Source organism: Corynebacterium ammoniagenes DSM 20306 (genome assembly GCF_001941425.1).
In the GTDB taxonomy this organism is placed as follows: Bacteria; Actinomycetota; Actinomycetes; order Mycobacteriales; family Mycobacteriaceae; genus Corynebacterium; species Corynebacterium ammoniagenes.
This window is the reverse complement of record NZ_CP009244.1, coordinates 932979-949410: the sequence shown is the minus strand read 5'-3', so window position 1 is coordinate 949410 and position 16432 is coordinate 932979. Positions and strand designations below refer to the sequence as shown.

The following is a 16432-nucleotide window of genomic DNA, read 5'->3' as shown; positions in this document are numbered from 1 at the left end:
CCGGAGCACTGCTCACTACTTATTTCTAGGACTATTAATCAGATTTTTTAACGTGGGTCTCTTTCGCAACCTACGCCATCGCCATCGCGATCAAATTTGGACTGGAAACCAGCGTCCCTCGGGTAAATCGAGCGCCCGAGTTTATTCCACACATCCGTACAGTTCTGGTAACCGACGGCGGGCACGGGGCGACGTACCGGTGCCGGGTTCGCCTTAGGTGCTGGCACAGGAGCTGGCTTCGCCACGGCCTTTTGTACCTGAGGCTTCTTTGGTGCAGGTGGGGTCGGGATAATTCCAGGGAGAGGGTTGGGGATGATTCGTTGCTGAACTGCCCAGTGGACTCCGCCGCCAATAGCTGCAGCTACACCCGCGATCACCGCGACGGCTACGAATGTTTCAACACTTGATCCACCCTGCACTCCGTCATCCGAGCTTGAAGTGTCGGTGCTTGAAGTGTCCTCGCTCGAGGACTGAGCACTTTGATTTTCGGTGACCTCTTGGTTGGTACCAAGATCAGGTTCGTCAGCATGTGCAACGGGAACCACGGACAGGGTAAGCGTACCTGCAACGAGTGCAGTAATTATTCTTTTATACATACGTAAAAGATAGTATGCACACAGCTCCTACACATACTTTTGCCAGTCAAAATGCAACCGGCCAGAGGACGACATAAAGATTCAAGTTTGGTAGCTGGATTTTCGCGAACACCCCAAAGCAAAGCCAACTCTAACCATGCTTTCACCCCTGTTATAGGGCATTTCCGCAGCATACGATTTTTTGAACGCTTGTTCAGGCAAAGCCGGAGTGTAACCGGGGGATCGGCGCTTTTTAAACACTGCTTTTTCTGTAGGTAAGCGAAACATTCTTTTCGATACTTCTATAGGCTGCACAACGTAGACCTTAGATTTCGCAATCGCACATCGGCGGGTCGTTTTGCTGGAAACAGCGTTTTGGACTCGCAGATGTGCCAACACCTGGAAGTGAGACTATGAGCGCAAGTGAGCAAGCTAGTACTCAAATTGACCTGATTTGGTTGTCTGAGCAGGACATGATCGACGCTGGCGTTACCGACGCCGCGAAGTGCGTAGAAACCATGGAAGAAACCCTGGTTCTTTTGGATAAAGGCGACTACCGCATGGCAGGCGCATCCGCGAACTCCCACGGTGCGCAGATCAACTTCCCTGATAATCCAGAACATGACGGCATGCCGGCTAATGGCCCGGACCGTCGCTTCATGGCGATGCCCGCTTACATCGGCGGTCGCTTCAACAACACCGGCGTGAAGTGGTACGGCTCCAATGCCGAAAACCGCAAGCATGACCTGCCACGCTCCATCCACGTGTTTGTTCTCAATGACACGGTCACGGGCGCGCCCAAGGCAATTATGTCCGCTAACTTGCTCTCCGCCTACCGCACCGGCGCAGTTCCAGCAGTCGGTGTAAAGCACTTGGCCGTGGAGAACGCCGAGGAAGTCGGCATCATCGGTCCAGGCGTTATGTCGCGCACCATCTTGGCCTCCTCGATTACCCAGCGCCCATCGATTAAGCGCGTTAAGATTAAAGGCCGCACCCCGGAATCCACGGAGCGCACAGCGACTTACCTGCGTGAAACGCACCCAGGTATCGAATTCACTGTTGTGGAAACTGAGCAAGAGGCTATCGAGAATTCCGATATCCTCATCGCTGGTACATCCACTTCCCAAGATGGCCCCAAGGGCTTTCCTTACTTCAACAAGGATTGGCTCAAGCCCGGCGCGCTCGTACTCGCCCCCGCGGCAGCGCGTTTCGATGATGACTTCATCACCTCCGGCGGCGCCCGCCTGGTCGTGGATTACAAGGGGCTTTACGCCGAGTGGTTTAACGAAAACGGCCCTGATGTCACCTACGAGCGTCTGCTCGGAATCCCCGGCAACCGCTGGTGGGACATGGTCCAAGAAGGAACCTTGAAAGAATCTGACATCGCCAATATCGGCTCCATCGCCGATGGCAATACCCCCGGTCGTAGCAATGATGAAGAAATCTTCTTCTATTCCATCGGTGGCATGCCCGTGGAAGACGTAGCATGGGCAACAGATGTCTACCACCAGGCATTGGATAAGAACTTGGGTACCCCACTGAATTTGTGGGATATCCCAGCACTTTCATAATCTGTCCGTAATCAACAAACCAACAATCACACACGAAGGCGTGTTTTTACAGTGAGCTTAAAAGCTTCCTCAGTGCAAGATGTCATCGAATTTATCCAGGCTGAGGAGGTGCGCTATTTGGATATCCGCTTCAGCGATATTTTCGGCGCTGAGCACGCATTAACAGTGCCAGCTCGCTTGCTGTCGGAGGAGACAGCCATCGAGGGCTTTGCTTTCGATGGCTCCTCCATCCCCGGCTTTGCCACCGTGGATAAATCCGACATGATCCTAGTCCCGGATCCACTCACGGCCTATGTCGATCCCTTCCGCGAACACAAGACCATTAATATGCAGTTCTTTGTCCGCGATCCCCTCTCCCAGACCTCGTATAGCCGCGATCCTCGCTCTATCGCGCAAAATGCGCAGGAGTACTTAAAGGAAACCGGTATTGCCGATACATGTTCCATCGGTGCGGAAGCAGAGTTCTATGTCTTTGATTCCGTCCGCTATTCCTCTGGCGTGAACCATTCCTTCCACCACGTGGACTCGGATGAAGGTTGGTGGCGCTCCGGCGAGGAAACCATGATGGATGGCAGCCCCAACCGCGGCAACCAGATCCGCATCAACGACGGCTACTTCCCTGTCGCTCCTTATGACAAGACCATCCCTGTCCGCGATGACATTGTCTACAACTTGGAGCAAATCGGTTTTGAAATTGAACGCTTCCACCACGAGGTAGCAACCGGCGGTATCCAGGAAGTTAACTACAAGTACTCCGACTTGCTGCACGCTGGCGATGACATGCAGGCGTTTAAGTACATCGTTCGCAATACTGCTGAAGCACACGGTCAAACTGCGACCTTTATGCCCAAGCCATTAGCTGGCGATGGCGGCTCCGGCATGCACGCCCACCAATCCCTGTGGAAAGACGGCAAGCCACTTTTCTATGATGAGACCGGATACGCAGGACTTTCCGATATGGCCCGCTACTACATCGGCGGCCTTCTCAAGCACGCTCCCGCAGTATTGGCACTGACCAACCCGACGGTGAACTCCTACCGCCGCCTGTACTCCGGTTTCGAAGCACCAGTTAACCTGGCGTACTCCCAGTCCAACCGCTCAGCCGCAATCCGTATCCCACTAACCGGCGATAACCCTGCCGCCAAGCGCATCGAGTTCCGCGCCCCGGACCCATCAGCTAACCCTTACCTCGCATTTACTGCACAGCTAATGGCAGGCATCGACGGCATCATCAACCGCATCGAACCCGGCGAGCCCGTCGATAAAGACCTCTACGAGCTGGAACCAGAAGAGCTCAAAGACATCCCGCGTGTGCCTCACTCGCTGGAAGCATCCCTCGATGCCCTCGAAAAAGACCACGAGTTCCTCACCGCCGGCAACGTCATGAGCGAAGACTTCCTTGACGCCTATGCCCGCCTCAAATTCGACCGCGAAATCCAACCACTACGCCAGGGACCGTCCCCGAAGGAATTCGAGCTGTACTACAACGTCTAGCTCGTACCACGCGTCTACACAATGGCTAGGACTGTCCGAGAATCGGGCGGTCCTATTCTTATTTGCGGCGTTTGGCTGGCAATGATGGCCAGCTGCATGAAGTTACACCCACCTTCGTCTCGCCTTCTATACTCGGGCGTACAGTCCCGAAGAAGTGGTTTCGGGTGTTAACTCCAGTTCCCGACATTTTGGATGATGACTTTGACCTCTTCATCACTTGAAACCAGACTCGAGACCGCCAGCGTCGAGCAAGCGCGGTGTCTTCGCGCCATTGGGAAAACCTCACTTGCCCGCGAAATTTCGGTAACTCCCCATACATATACTCGGTACCTAAATGAGGGCTTCCCCTCTGACTTACAAGAAACGCTCAGCCGCGCCCTCACTGTTCCCCCAGAATTTCTCAGTGCATCCCATCCACAGGTTCTCGAGCGCTCCAACATCAATTTTCTCGCAGGCCGGAAGGCACAAGCAGCACATCGCGAATCTGCCATTGCAAACGGCAATCTGCTTACCCAAATCGATTCCTGGATTCGCAAAAAATACACGGTTCCAACACTCGACTGGATGGGCCTATCCAATGAGACTCCAAAGCTTGCTGCCCAGCTACTCCGTCAAGCATGGGGCCTTGGTACCAATCCCGCCCCTAATATGGTCCAGCTCTGTGAATCACGAGGAATTTCTGTCTATGGCTTAACTAATGTCGCGAAAGATGTCGACGCATTTTCTGCCTGGGCCGGAGCACAGCCCGTAATTTTCTCGTCACGGCAGAAGACACCTGAGCGCAGCAGGTTCGACATTGCCCATGAGCTTGGACACCTAGTCCTCCACCACAATTCCGTGGGCGGCGACAACCCACAGCAAGAGAAGGAAGCCGATGCCTTTGCTTCAGAGTTTCTCATCGCAGAAGCAGCGCTCAAGGCTTACCTTCCTAAGCTGCCGAACCTCACTGAGATCTTTGCGTTCAAAGCCACATATAGAGTGTCGGCCATGGCCACCGTAGTGTCCCTTCATCTCGCTGGAATTTTAAGTGACGCCACCTACAAACGACGTTGCGCAGCTCTCAACCAGCGCGGATACAAGGACGGTGAACCTAACGGACTGCCGCACTTCGAGCGGTCCCGAATCTTTGACCAGGTATTCGACAAGCACAATCCCAAATTCCAATCCCGGAAGGACCTTGCGAAGCAGCTTGGTTTGCCACACGATGTGATCGACTTCGGTATTTTCGCTACCAACCTAGCTATTTTCGGATAGCCCAGATAAGCGCTCAGCTTCTCAAGCCAGAGCACCCAGAAACATTACGCAATTTGCCTCTAGTAGCCTGCTATCTTCTACGAAGGAACAAATAAGAACACCGAGATAGAGAACGGCAAGATAACGTCACATGAAATTGACAATGGCCTAAGTACTAAGCGGACCAGGATCTGTGGAAGCGCAGAGCCTTTTCTATGATGGGCGACGCCACGGAAGGAAATCGAATTTGCACACCGTCAGTGCTGACACATACCCCGCCGACACTGAATTTCAATCGATGCCTGGCCAACGTTTCTGAGGCGAAATTTTTCGGACGACGCGTCTAGCAGATAAGCCGCACCCCGGCGCATCTGGGAAAAGCCAGCTGCCGACTGCATCGCTTCCCGACCACCACCAAATACCACTGCGAATTCGAACCAGAAGGGGTCAAGTTTGACTCCGCATGCCTCACTCACTCGATGCTTTCGAAAGGATTCTAAATTCCTCACTGTCAGCAGCATCATCAGCGAAGCACCGCTCAGTGTCTACGCCCGCCGAAAATTCGACGGCAAAATTCTAACCCTCCACTGAAAACCAACGCATAAGGACCTCAAACTGTTATACATTTCTTAGGTAGTTGCCCCTCACGCGAGCGTCAACTGGGGGAAGTTGGAATAAGAGGCCCCTGTAGCCACCGCTCCTAAACGGGCCCCTGCCTACGTGCTAACCACATGGTGTGCTCACGGCTGAATGCGGCCTCAGCATCATGTACTGCTTGGGCCCATTCCGGTTCCGTGGCGGCAGAGAAGAGTGTCGGAGGAATCAGCGAAACTTCGTGACTCGTGACTGCATACGCGACCGAAAGATTTGCAAACTTCTTAGCTTGCATCCAACCAATCAATCCTGCAGCAATCGCTGCAGCAGGTGACATCAAATCTATAGTGCCGTGGCCAGCTATGCTGAATAACCCTAGAAGAATTGCAATAACTTCAACGCAGACTACAAGAATTATGTACCGACGATTCCTATTCTTATTCTGCGCAGCCTTTGCCGAATACCATTTGACCTGATCGTCAACTCGCTGGGAACGATAAGTCTCTGCGCGAGTTGCTAAATCTGCTTCTCGTAGAGCAGCCATTGATTCGGTTGCGGAGGACTCCGTAGTAACAGCGGTACCGATATCCAGAGATTTCAAGTCGCTCAAAATTTCCCGCAAAGTTTCACTGAATCTGTCTTCTGCTGTCGCATCATCAAGTCTGAATGCTTCACCTCCAACGGCAAACTCCCATGACGCAGTCTTAATGGACTCAGAGGCTGCCCGCGCTTGGTACCATTTTTGTTCCTGTTCTTTTTTGGCACTACTCAACTGAATAACGAGTGCGCCAATAAACGACGCTACGCTCACTATCGAGCCGACAAAGCCTATCGACCCGCTTGGCGAAACTAGTGCCGCTAACGATGCAACTGCGAGCAATAGAAAGGCACTGCCTGTCGCAAAAAAGAAGGATTTCTGTGCCGAGGCCGAAACTTTCTCCGTGGCTGCCAATAGGCTAGGAAACTCAAGCGTATCCATCATACTATGGCCTAACTTTGGTCTTGGCCGCAATCGCTTCTGAACGCTTATCGTAGGCCTTATCTATCCAAGTGTTCGGGTCGTCTTTAAATGATTCCCAAGGAACTAATACACAGAACCTCTCCGACTCAGCCCAAGCACATCCGACCTTCGGAATATAGAAATTGAAGCTGAATTCTTTTATGACTGTAGAATCATTGATCATTACAGTTCTATGAGTTTCACCGCATTGGGAGCATTTGAGGCTCCCTTTATATACCGTGCTCATCATACTCGGCAGAACTACTCCTAAAACCCCACTCTTGGTATTCCCTTCTCTGTTATACAGCGATGCTTGCAATTCGCCTTTTATAAATCGCTGCTCCCATGCTCCTAAGTCTTCACTACTATTCTCGCCGATCAGGAAAACTGTAACTGTGGAATCATGCAGATACTCTTCACGAATTGTTCTGAGCACATAATCATCGTTCTCAGAATCAATAGGTTCATTTAATGATTTGTCGACATAGTCTAAGTGCTCCCATGATTGAATCTCCTCCTTAAACCTTGCGTCCTCAGTTTTGAAAGATATGTAAACCTTATGTCCCATGCACGACCTCCACATGCACCCTTTCGCCCAAATGATTTCGTTAGCCACAGATGATGGTTGTCTTATCATTTAAGCCGTTTAGAGCAATACTATCGCGAGGCTCCCAGTTCCGGAAACGTAGCGATTCACTTTCACGAATACCGCTTATCTTTAGATGACGCTCGATCCTCGAGGAGTACATAGCCAGCGCTCCCAGTTGTGCCTTCTGCGCAGATCATGCAGACAGAGCGGAACTTCGCAGTAATCTGCATCTAAATAGCTCTTGATTTATGCCGGAAAACAATTCACATCGAGAACTGCTTTGCCTCGGGCTAGCTAATCAGCCAAAACATTTCAGAACACGAGTTCCGATGAAGTCATGAGCAGAAGTCTATGCTTAGAACCACTTTGTGTTCCGTCTTCTCCAGCCACGCCATTTGCGAATACCTCCCACGGCCCGCCCCCGCCGTAAGTATGGCTGCGAAATTCAACCACTTTCCCCAGCGGAATTCAAGGCGAGTGGCAACGCATAAGTAGGTCTCATCCCTCTACGCGGATGTTAATCGCGCCTGCACTGGCAAGCCCCGTGCGCCCACGATAGAAATCAGGCATGCAATTGCAAAAGCTTTTCTTGCGTGACATCTTCTGGCACGTCCTTCAGCCTCTTCATCATGATGAAGTAATAGCCCACTCCAAGCAGCACCCACACAACCAACGCCACCAAGGCCGGGGTGTCGAGCATTCCTGGAGAACCGGGCACTAACAACAGCGCTAAGAAGCCGACAGCAAGAACACAACCGATGGCACTGAGTACTTCCTGCACCTTGGATCGTGGCAGCGGATTATCCATACCTGCCACTTGTCCTGTACGAACAATCTTCCACGCGCAGAAACACGTATAGAAGTACGCAAACGTAATGCCTGCACTCGTCATATCGACAATCCAGGTCAACGCCGCCCGTCCAAACCACGGGGTGATAAGACAGATGGCGGCAACGAATAAGATCGCGTTGCGCGGGGTTTTATACCGTGAGTCGAGCACACCAAAAGCTTTCGGGACTAGGTCTGCATGTCCTAAGGAATAGACCACGCGACTCGACGCTGCGAAAAATCCATTCAGCCCAGTCAGCACACCCATCGTCACCGCAACCACCATGAGGACTAGGCCAATCGGCCCCATAACCTCTGCGATGGCTTCCCCTGGTGGCCAGGCGGATTCTTCATAAGCAGCATGATCGGTGCCGACCGCGATTACGGTGGCCACCATCATCGTCATATAAATCAATGTTGCAGCGATAATCCCCCACAACAACAACCCCAGTGCCTTGCGCGCGGAGAAGCTAAACTCCCCTGCTAGCTGCGGAATGCTATCAAAACCGACATAGGCCCAGGGTGCGAAGGCAACCATGGTCAGGATTGCCGCGGTGGCCGATGTGCCAGTAGGAATTGCTGTAGGAAGCTCGGGCTGCACCGTGAAATAGTGCACCAACAAGGAAACAAAAATAATGACGACAGCTGCAATCAATAAGATGACCGCCCACAGCTGGAACCTGCCTGAAAGCTCCGACCCTTTCCAGTTCAACCACGCAAACGCCAAGATAAATGCAGAGGCAAGGATGATCTCCGGAACGTAGATGGTCCACCCCGCAACATCATAAAGGGGAAACCGCTGAAACAAGTTTGGCAGCGTGACTCGAAAGACGAGTGTTATCGCAGACGCATTGAGCGCCACGATGCCCGCATACCCAAGCGTTAACGCCCACCCTGCAATAAACGAGTGGGTTCGCCCCAGTGACACCATGGCGAAGACAACACTGCCTCCCGTTACCGGCAACGCTTTAATGGCATAGCCATAGCTAAAACCGATGATGGCAATTAGTCCACCACCGATTGCTAAGCCAATAAGTGCACCACCAAGTCCACTGGCCGTCATCCAATCGAAGGGCAAAATAAATGCGCCCCAGCCAATGGCTGACCCCAACGCCATGGCAAATACCCACGACGGTTTAAAGGACTTCTTCAGCGATGCTTCTTGGGTAGGTGAATCCATTTCCTCACCTCTTGAAAATTCTAGGAGGAATTCTGTCGGGTTCGCGTAAGTGCTGTAGGTTTGAACAAATTTCGAACTGAAACTATTTATGAGCCAAGCGCTTTACTTTCATCATCGCACGACTGTAACAGTGCTCACAGGAATTTGCGGAAGAAAGTCGAGCAACAATAGAGCTTTTCGATGCAGGAATCTATAGTTCATGCAGGCCTCACAGATAAATCGACCAACAAAATAGCTCATTCTCAGCTTTAGCCGTCGAATGGATACGTCATCGCCATTACACCCCTGCTGGAGGGTTCGCCCGCGAGATTTTCCTATAGATAGTAATATCCCCAATGTTTGCTACAAAAAGTACCGCTAACGAAACCTTAAACCTGCCCAGTTAGCCCAAAATTGAGGACATAAACATGACTAATCCCACCGTTGCCTTCGTCGGCCTCGGCTACATCGGCCTTCCCACTGCAGTAGTAATGGCGAATTCTGGAGTAGACGTAACTGGCGTTGACGTGAACGAAGCGAACGTCGAGCGCATTAACCGGGGCGAGGTCACAATTGTCGAGCCTGGATTAGAAGAAGAGCTCAAACAAGCAATTGCCTCCGGCAATTTCCGCGCTACCACTACCCAGGTTCATGCGCAGACATACATTATCGCCGTTCCTACACCTTTTACCGAAGGCTACGACGTCGATATGAAATACATTTATTCAGCCGCTGAAGCTATTGCCCCTCAGCTCAAAGGCGACGAACTAGTCATCCTTGAGTCAACTTCGCCACCGCTTACTACCAAGAAGATGGCGGATAAGATTCTGGAACTTCGCCCTGACCTCGTTGCTGACGGCGCCGACAATCCAGATGGCAAGCCAGTTGTCTACTTTGCTCACTGCCCAGAACGAATCCTCCCAGGCAAGGCGATGGAGGAGCTTCGCACCAACGACCGCATCATCGGTGGGCAAACAGAGGAGGCTACGAAGCGCGCAACTGCTATTTACGCGACGTTCTGCAAAGCCGAATTACTCCCAACAAATGATGTGACTGCCGAGATGGCGAAGCTTACGGAAAACTCTTTCCGCGATGTCAACATCGCTTTCGCCAATGAGCTTTCCCTCATCGCCGATAACCTTGGAATCAATGTCTGGGAACTTATCGAACTAGCGAACCACCACCCCCGCGTGAACATTCTCCAGCCTGGCCCTGGCGTTGGCGGCCACTGCATTGCCGTAGATCCTTGGTTCATTGTCGCCTCCGACCCTGAAAATTCCAAGCTCATCCGCGCTGCGCGTAATGTCAACGATGGCAAGCCGCAGTGGGTCATTAATAAGGTTAAAGAAGCAGTCGCCGAAACAAATGCTTCCAAGGTGGCCGTTCTTGGCCTCGCATTCAAGGCTGATATCGACGATCTCCGAGAATCTCCCGCTCTAAACATTGCCGTAGATCTCGCCGACGAACTCGAAGATATCCAGTTCCTCATCGCTGAGCCCAATGTTAAGGAACTGCCAAAGCGACTTAAGGGGTTCGAGAATTGCGAGTTTAAGAACTACCACGCAGCATTAGTCGAGTCGGACATAATCCTCCTCCTGGTTGATCATAAAGAGTTTAAGCTGATCAATTCGGATCATTTTGAAGACAAAGAGGTCTTGGACATGAAAGGCCTTTGGCGTTGATGCATTTAGGTGTTCAAAGACAGCTATCCTACGCTTCGAGCAAGGAATCGCCCTAAAGACACTTCAACATTGACATGGGTTAGCTATTCTTGGAATTACCAGTGCCTTCGTCCGCAAGCTACCTAGAACCTGAACCAAGTCCAGCCCAGATTATGTCCGTCTCGAGGACTCGGCGCAGAACTCCCGTCGATAACGCCGAAGGATTTTAGTTCCTGCCTCGTATCATCATAGAAAAACCTCGTCGTACAATGCGCATTGTAGACAATCCGATCTCTGTATAGCGATAGTATTCTTAACTGAGTAGCAATGGTCGTTTTATAGCCCTACCCTAAAATGGCTCAGGCGATTTTCAAGTAAACGCGGGAAACAGCTATCGACAACATCATTAACCGCATACCTAAACATGACAGGAAGAAGCATGCTGGACGATTATCGAGCAGTGGAGCAATTTATCCGAGCGGAAATTCTTGAAAAGAAACTCGGATACAACCAGCTAGACATTACTCGATCCGCAATCCTTGCAATCACTCGCGGGTTCGAATCAAAAGGTTGGCAAGTGAAAGAGCTAATCTTAGAAAATAGCCGATTCAAACGTTACGAAATCACGTCGACTGATGGTGTCGAAAAACTTTCTATGATCGGGGGCAAAGTTTTCCGCCACCCTAGCTCAACAGAATATATTTGTCGCCGTAAACATCTCACGAAACGCATGTTGGATTATGCCCAACTACGCACCCCTCTCGGCGCAGATTTTTCGCCTAAAGAGAAAGCCGTGGCAGGAGTGTTTTTTGAGATGATGCCTAAGCCCGTTGTTGTAAAAGCAACGGATTCAGGAGGATCTAATGGCGTAACGGTTGGAGTAACCAACCAGGAAGAGTTTTCGAAAGCATGGGATCATGCTCTCTCAGATGGCCGCCAGTCTTCTAATGTTCTGGTCGAAGAGTTTGTGACTGGAGTCGAACTACGAGGCTTTGTAGTCGGAAACGAAGTAGTCAGTGTTGTTGCACGAATCCAGCCATTTATTGTCGGTGACGGTACATCAACCATGGAATCCCTAATTAAGCAGTTGCATGAGGAGCGTAAAATCCATTACAGGGCGATGAAAATGCCAGTGAAAATTGACTGGCATTTCATAAAGAGGCAGGGGAAAATAAATACTTCGGTACCGCGGGAAGACGAAGTAGTTTTTCTAAACCCCTTTAATACCCCGACTGTAGGAGCATTGGTTCTGGACGTGACAGATGGAGTTCATCCCAACATCAAACAAATGGCTATCTCAGCCAAGAACGCAATTCCCGAACTCGAAATTGCTGGAGTTGATCTCTTAGTTGCCGATTTAGGCGATGAAAACTCGGCCCACGTACTAGAGGTCAATACAGCTGCTGCGCTCGAGCTTCACCGTTACCCTACACACGGTGGAGGCGCCCGACCTATTGAACACGATATCGTCGAGTATTTTCATTCACAGTTCCTCGCAAGAAAGGCATAGCCCGGTGACCCTTCCTCTCAATCACAACTCAATCTCATTCACAAACCTATCTATTACCAAAACCCGCGTATCCCTATTAATGAATTATCACTCCGAAGAGCATGAGATTTGGTATGAATTTGATCGAGAAATTGAAACTACTCCAACTCTTGTCGCCGTAGCGTTAGCCCCGTTATGCGGGCGTGCTTTCGAAAGCGTATCCTTTGACTTCGAAATTGAACCGGATGTGCTTCACAGCATTAAAACTTTTACCCAAGCAGAAGTTGTGGCTCCAAAAGGCCAGCCCTCATTACAGCAGGAGAATCGGCAGAATTCGACAATTCTCAGTTTTAGCGGCGGATTCGACTCAGTCGCCGCAAAAGCTCTAATGACCAAAGACACGCATCTAGTTTCCCTAGACTTAGGAGGATGGTTTAAACGCGAAGCTGCATACTTTGAACGATACTCCCCCATAACAATCAAAACCAACATTCGTCAGGTGCCTGACCAAAGAACCGCCCTAACTAAGAATAACTGGCTTTTTATGGCAACGGGTGCCATTCTTTGCGCTAAACACTTAGGGGCAAGTTACCATGTATTTGGGTCTATCCTAGGAGAGCGCTTTTCATTCCCAGCCAGCAAGAGAAGGATTCCGCTCCTAGAATCGATTGGCTTAATCGATGTTCCTGTTACTGCTGGGATTACTGAGCTAGGAACCACCAAAATCATGCTGCAAACGCACTACGATGAAGTGGCTGACTCCCTCATCTCCCTTGCAAATAAAGGAGATCGGAAGCAGTACTATAAGCAAGCAATGGTTGCGTTGCTCGCGGACGAATTGGGACTTGATAATCCGGTAACTGATTTCTCAGCAAAATGGGATCGCAAAATTCCGTTTAATAGATCGTATACAACTGCACTATCGAGCCTGTATTTTATTGCGCACGGCAGACTTGATCTAATAGAGCCCTTGTATGACGAGATTCCGACTTCAGTTATTGAGTTTGCTCGCAGCTTAACTATGGGTTTCATGAATAAGGTCAACACCGACTTCTATGAATGGACACCTAAATTAATACGCACACCCCTCTTCGAGAAATTGAGTGAGCTCGAGCTACTCCCATACACTGAATCTGATTGGGCTGAAATCCACGAAGTACGTGAATTCCTTAAGAATTGGTTCTCCTGATCAATTCCAAATATTGACGTTCCTCATCGAAGACAAGAACATCTCTGCACGATGAAGTTCTTAGCCTAGACAGAAGCTTTGACAGAGGTTCCCCCCGATTCTCCTCAATAAGTTTTTGCGGTATTTTGATACGTATGTAGTCAAAATGTGCAATCGGAAAGCTATATTTTAGCATTTTTACACTCGTTGAGGTCGATCCGTTCCCCCATTACGTTGTTAGCAGTTCCGTTTGAGGAAACCGTAGATTCATAGCCTGTTCCCTGTTTCAAGGTTGGGTTATGTCTGTTCCGTTCCCTCCTTCTTTTCAGGAGACGGAACTAGTCGCTGGCTTCGGTATGGCTTAATCTCGTCCCTGTCTGAAAATGATGCGTGGGGTGATGCAGCCCATGGCAGTGACATACTCCCAACAGCTCAATCGGAACCTACCCCGCGCAATTACGTGTGAGCTCTCAAAGTAATGTGGATGCCAGCGTGAAGTATGCCTGATACCCAGCGATGAAATAACCCAATTCGTTTCGCATCGCTAGGAGGTTTCAAGATGACATACGACTATGTCATCGGTATGGACGTCGGCAAATACTTCCACCACGCCTGCGTCCTCGATACACACGGCAACCAAATCTTATCCAAACGCGTGAACCAGCACGAGCAACCACTTCGTAAACTCTTCAGTCAGTACGCCGGAAAAGGCACGAATACGTCGGCCGCTGTTTACCAGCCCAACAACATCGGCAGACTGACCGTGGCGGTCGCTCAAGACATCGGAATTAATGTCCTCTATCTACCAGGGCTGGCAATGCGTCAACTTTCGCGTATTCATGCCGGTAATTCGAAGACAGACGTCTGTCATGCGTACATCATTGGTTATGCGGGAAGAAACCTTCCAAAGTCACTCCGTAGCGTCGACCGAATTGAAGAAGCATTTATCCAGCCCAAAGCACTCAACCGAAAATGGATACTGCGCCTACTAGCCAAGTATGGCGGCCCAACGAAGATAAAACGCCTGGGTAAAACACGCTTCAATACCTTTGCGCGCAAACACCGAGCACGCAATCCCGAGCCTATTACTGACACGATGTTTATAACCATCACCGAGCAGTCAGTCCAGATAGCAGGAGCTGAATACGCAGAACTCGGCGTGGCAATGTCGGTAAAAGAGGCACTACTCAAGCTAGAATCTCGTAAAGAGATCGAAGCTCAAGTCATCGAGCTTAGCCAGGAAATACCGCAAACCCAGCTTCTCCTATCGATGCCCGGCATTGGTCCCAGAACCGCCACACATCTCCTGATGACGGTTGGCGATATGTCTGATTTTCCTACCGCGGGTCTTTTAGCTTCTTACGCCGGGCTATCGCCTAGGACGAATCAATCCGGAACCTCGATAATGTCCAATTCGCTCAACCGGGCTGGAAATAAGAAATTAAAGAACACCCTATGGCAATCGTCATTTGCATCGACCAGATTCCACGAGCGTTCACGATAATTCTGCTAGCTCCGATGCTATGGTACCGGTGTTCCGGGGAGCTGGTACTCAAGTATTCCGGGTTGTTGGTACTGGGGTTCAGTCCTGCTGGCAGCTTGTTTCGTCGCTGGGCTCGCTATCAGGGGTCAGCTTTGTTAGTCGGTGATGTTGTAGGTACGGACCCGTCGTTGGAGCAAGTCGTAGTCGCCTAGGTTGAGGCGTTTGCCGGAGATAGAGCAGGTGATTAGGGAGTCGGCGCCGACTCTGTCGGGAAACCCCACAAACGGTACCACTCATACGGAACATGGGTACCAGCTGCGCGGAATACCAGTACCAACTACCCCGAAACGGCAACAATTCTACGAACGAAAACGCAACGAAGGCAAAATGCTGACGCCGGTGTTTTGGTAGGGCTTCTCCGGTGAAGTGGTCCGGGTGGGTTCCGGGTTGTTGGTAGGGCCTGGTGAACCGGATAGCACCGGCGCACCAGGTGTTAGTGGCTGTTATTCGGTGGTGTTGGCGTAGGATAGATGTTGGCGCATGTCGTAGTCGCCGGTGCTGATGCGTTGGCCGCTGTTGAGCCTGCTGACTAGGGAGTCGGCGCCGACTCTATCGGGTAGGGATTCCAGCCAGTACGCGGCGGATGTTTGGGAGGTCACGATGGTTGGCGATTGTCCGTCGCGGTCAAATATGATTTTGGTGAGGTCTTCTTGCCAGCGTTGGTTGATTCCTATAGTTAAGAAGTCATCCAGGATGAGAACGTCAACGTTTTGTAGCAGTCGCACGAGATCTATATAACGCTTATCTGCTGGTAAGAAGACCGCTAAAGCATCGACGAGTTGATCGAGTCGGAAATAAGCCACGGAGTATCCTGCATGGCACGCTGCGATTCCAATCGCACAAGCAATATAGGTCTTTCCGGTTCCAGTTGGGGCGAGAAGATGCACGTTGGTGGGTGTTTCACGCCAGTTCGTTGCAGCTAAGCGTTTGAGTTGGCGCAGGTTGATTCCGCGTTCTTCAACGTTGATAAGCTCTGCCAGTGTGGCATCAGGGTAGCGGAATTTGGCGTAGGTTATCGCTTTGGCGATATTGCGTTGCCGGCGTTGTTCGGCGGCTTCGGCTACTGCTTTGAGGAGAATATCTTCTGGCAAAGCATCGGCCATAGTCTCATCTGCTGCAAGTTCGAAATACACATCAGCAAATGTTGATAACCGTAGCTGGCGTAGCTGAGCCTTGGTAGTGTCATCAATATGTAAAGCATCCATGGCGACTATCCCTGCTTTCTGGGTTCGTAGTGACTGGCAGGGCGGATAAACACGGCATCAGCGACAGTGTCGATATCGACTACTCTTTGACGATTATCACCTAGCAGTGGCCTAGATTGTGGGGTTTCTAGCTGTTGGTGGTTGCGGGCAATGTCGGTTTGGATGCGTGCGATGACCTGCATATTTGGTGCCAGATTATGGTCCAGGATTTGCTGACAGGCGGGTTCCAGGCTGGTCTTATTGTGCTTGTTGCCGAGTTTGACCAGTACATTGCGTGCGCTATGCAGCCCACGCGGGATAGCTTGGGCATTGCGAGTCAGGAT

The 16432-nt window shown here is 50.8% G+C and carries 11 protein-coding genes and 1 pseudogene; 7 read left to right on the top strand and 5 right to left on the bottom strand.

Annotated elements, in window-relative coordinates; genetic code table 11:
* Window positions 1–47: 47 nt before the first annotated feature.
* Window positions 48–596, bottom strand: coding sequence for an excalibur calcium-binding domain-containing protein (locus CAMM_RS04395; protein ID WP_003849196.1), 549 nt, complete (start codon window positions 594–596; stop codon window positions 48–50).
* Between the two features lie 392 nt (window positions 597–988).
* On the opposite strand from CAMM_RS04395, the gene CAMM_RS04390 reads away from it, so the two are divergent.
* The 3 genes from CAMM_RS04390 to CAMM_RS04380 all read left to right on the top strand — a co-directional run bounded on the left by CAMM_RS04390 (window position 989) and on the right by CAMM_RS04380 (window position 4894).
* The gene (locus CAMM_RS04390; protein ID WP_003849200.1) at window positions 989–2146 is read left to right on the top strand and encodes a tyramine oxidase subunit B; all 1158 of its coding nucleotides are present in this window, start codon (window positions 989–991) and stop codon (window positions 2144–2146) included.
* A gap of 51 nt (window positions 2147–2197) precedes the next feature.
* The gene (gene glnA / locus CAMM_RS04385; protein WP_040356291.1) at window positions 2198–3640 is read left to right on the top strand and encodes a type I glutamate--ammonia ligase; all 1443 of its coding nucleotides are present in this window, start codon (window positions 2198–2200) and stop codon (window positions 3638–3640) included.
* A 201-nt stretch (window positions 3641–3841) separates the two neighbouring features.
* Entirely contained in the window at window positions 3842–4894 is a 1053-nt protein-coding gene (locus CAMM_RS04380) for an ImmA/IrrE family metallo-endopeptidase (RefSeq protein WP_169307536.1), read from the top strand.
* A 679-nt stretch (window positions 4895–5573) separates the two neighbouring features.
* Here CAMM_RS04380 and CAMM_RS04375 read toward each other — a convergent pair.
* The 3 genes from CAMM_RS04375 to CAMM_RS04365 all read right to left on the bottom strand — a co-directional run bounded on the left by CAMM_RS04375 (window position 5574) and on the right by CAMM_RS04365 (window position 9064).
* On the bottom strand, window positions 5574–6449 hold the full coding sequence (locus CAMM_RS04375; protein WP_003849209.1) for a DUF4231 domain-containing protein: 876 nt from the start codon (window positions 6447–6449) through the stop codon (window positions 5574–5576).
* A 1-nt stretch (window position 6450) separates the two neighbouring features.
* Complete coding sequence (locus tag CAMM_RS04370) at window positions 6451–7035, bottom strand: TIR domain-containing protein (RefSeq protein ID WP_003849210.1); 585 nt, start codon at window positions 7033–7035, stop codon at window positions 6451–6453.
* 583 nt (window positions 7036–7618) lie between these two features.
* Window positions 7619–9064, bottom strand: coding sequence for an APC family permease (locus CAMM_RS04365; RefSeq protein WP_003849213.1), 1446 nt, complete (start codon window positions 9062–9064; stop codon window positions 7619–7621).
* A gap of 407 nt (window positions 9065–9471) precedes the next feature.
* Here CAMM_RS04365 and wecC point away from each other — a divergent pair, with 407 nt between their 5' ends.
* The 4 genes and pseudogenes from wecC to CAMM_RS04345 all read left to right on the top strand — a co-directional run.
* Window positions 9472–10725, top strand: a complete 1254-nt coding sequence (wecC, locus tag CAMM_RS04360) for a UDP-N-acetyl-D-mannosamine dehydrogenase (protein ID WP_003849217.1) — start codon at window positions 9472–9474, stop codon at window positions 10723–10725.
* A 418-nt stretch (window positions 10726–11143) separates the two neighbouring features.
* On the top strand, window positions 11144–12214 hold the full coding sequence (locus CAMM_RS04355) for a phosphoribosylglycinamide synthetase ATP-grasp domain protein (protein ID WP_003849219.1): 1071 nt from the start codon (window positions 11144–11146) through the stop codon (window positions 12212–12214).
* A 4-nt stretch (window positions 12215–12218) separates the two neighbouring features.
* Complete coding sequence (locus CAMM_RS04350; RefSeq protein WP_040356295.1) at window positions 12219–13382, top strand: hypothetical protein; 1164 nt, start codon at window positions 12219–12221, stop codon at window positions 13380–13382.
* 538 nt (window positions 13383–13920) lie between these two features.
* Window positions 13921–14862 (top strand): annotated as a pseudogene (locus CAMM_RS04345) (IS110 family transposase); the annotation flags it as partial.
* Window positions 14863–15347: 485 nt separating this feature from the next.
* Here CAMM_RS04345 and CAMM_RS04340 read toward each other — a convergent pair.
* The gene (locus CAMM_RS04340; protein WP_003849230.1) at window positions 15348–16109 is read right to left on the bottom strand and encodes an ATP-binding protein; all 762 of its coding nucleotides are present in this window, start codon (window positions 16107–16109) and stop codon (window positions 15348–15350) included.
* Between the last annotated feature and the right edge of the window lie 323 nt (window positions 16110–16432).